The organism is Nonomuraea sp. NPDC003754 (assembly GCF_053605785.1).
Window position 1 is genome coordinate 1 of sequence record NZ_JBSGJX010000124.1, and the last position, 1783, is coordinate 1783.

Annotated in this window: 2 protein-coding genes; both read right to left on the bottom strand. The window is 66.8% G+C overall.

Features of this window, described 5'->3' with window-relative positions; translation table 11 throughout:
- On the bottom strand, positions 1–706 hold a 706-nt coding region (locus tag ACWEVS_RS46260), incomplete at its 3' end, for a sigma factor-like helix-turn-helix DNA-binding protein (RefSeq protein ID WP_452557620.1).
- Positions 707–797: 91 nt separating this feature from the next.
- The gene (locus ACWEVS_RS46265) at positions 798–1688 is read right to left on the bottom strand and encodes a phosphotransferase enzyme family protein (RefSeq protein WP_452557622.1); all 891 of its coding nucleotides are present in this window, start codon (positions 1686–1688) and stop codon (positions 798–800) included.
- Positions 1689–1783 lie beyond the last annotated feature (95 nt).

Consider the following 1783-nt stretch of genomic DNA (forward strand, 5'->3'; position numbering starts at 1 on the left):
ACGTCAGCAGGTCGACGACGCCGAGCGAGCCGTTGGTCCTGATGCCGGCGATCGCGAGGAAGGTCCCGTTGCCGTCGGGGCGGGGCAGCCGGCCGAAGTACGCCGAGTCGGTGGGCTGCTCGGGGTCGAGCTGGGTGCCGGTGCGGTAGGCGGCGCCGGTTCTCGTGTCCCGGAGCAGCCAGCCGAGTTCGTCGCGCTCCCAGCGAATGACGGGGTCGGTGTCGTAGGCCGCGTGCATCGCCTCGGACATGCGGGGGCCACAGACGACGATCAGGTTCGGCCGGTTGAGATCGATGACGCCGTCAATGGTGACCTTGTCGGTCTCGACCGCCAGCCCGAAGGACTTGGCCAGCTCTTCCAGACGCTGACCCGACCGCATGTCGTCAAGGGCCAGGACGGGACGCTTCTTCTCCGGGTCGAGCCGAAGCGGGGTGACCACGGTGACCGTACCGGTGCCGAGGAACGCGCCCTCAGGCGCGGGGCCAGTGTGCTTGATCTGGTGGATACGCCCGCGCGAGAGGCCGGCTTGCTGCGCGATCTGGGCATAGGAGATGCCCTGTGCATGCAGCTCCTGGATCACGCGACGCCGTAGCCTTGCCAGCTCAGTGACCTCCTGCTGCGCCGCGCTCAGTCGCTCGGTGGCCTGGCGGATCAGCAGGTACGGGTCGTCGATCGCGGCGATCCGCTCAAGGTCACTCGGTGGCACGGTGGTTCCCTTTCCGTGGTGCTCCGCCGAGTCTAGAGCCCTAGACGAAATGCCGTCTAGGGCTCTAGACAAGACGGAACGCCAGCGGGTCTCAGGCGGTGGTGGCTGGACCCGATTCGGTGCGCTGAGGCTCGGGTTCGGTGTCCAGGAGAGGCAGTTGCTCTGCGCTGACTGCTGGAGGCGGCGAAGTCGACATGTTCTTGTGGATGCCGAGCGGGTCGCTGGGCTGGCGTCGGCGCCGCGCGAGCCACCAGTCGCCGACCGCAGCAGCCTGGAGCCGGTAGTCGACGACGTCGTAGACGTGACCCAAGCGCGCGGTTTCTTCGTTCACGATGACCGCGAAGCCTTCCAGGGCGGTGAGTTCGGCGTCGGCGAGCTGCCGGATGCTGCGATACCCGGCCAGCAGGTCCGCGGCGCGCGAGCGCTGAAAGCGCACGGACCGGGTGTGCGCGCTGATCGTGAAGAAGCCGGTGGCCAGCAGCTTGGCCAAGTCAAAGACCGGTGGGGCGTGCATGATCTTGTCGAAGTCGATGAAGCCGAACCCGCCGTTACGGCCCGCGACCACGTTGTCCCAGTGCAGGTAGCCATGGATGGGCTGGGGCCGCAGGTGCCGTTGAGTGTCGGCAAGCTGCGGAAAGATCCGATCACGCCACAGGTGACGGGCCACATACCAGGTGGGCAGCTCCTGCTCGCTGGTCGGAGCTGGGCCTCGCTCGAAAATTAGCGTCTGGTCGGTGAATGCCGCGCCGCCATGATGGGCCAGTTGCTCATGCAGACGCGCGATATCCTGGCCGAGCCCGAACGGATTGCCCCGATCAGCGGCGCCTTTGCCGATCCACGTGCACACATGCACCGTCCAGGTACGACCTCCGCCCTCCATCGCTGCGATCGCGAGCGTGTGCGGGTGCTCAACACCGTCAACCCGGTCGACCATGCGGGCGATCCGCTCGATCAGCGTGGCCGGTTTCGGGGTAAGCCGCACGGGGCTTCCACCCGAAGACTGGACACGGCTTATGCAGCTGATGCCAGCGTAGATGATGTTGAGTGGAAGGCTGTCTCGTAGGTCTGGGGAGCCCG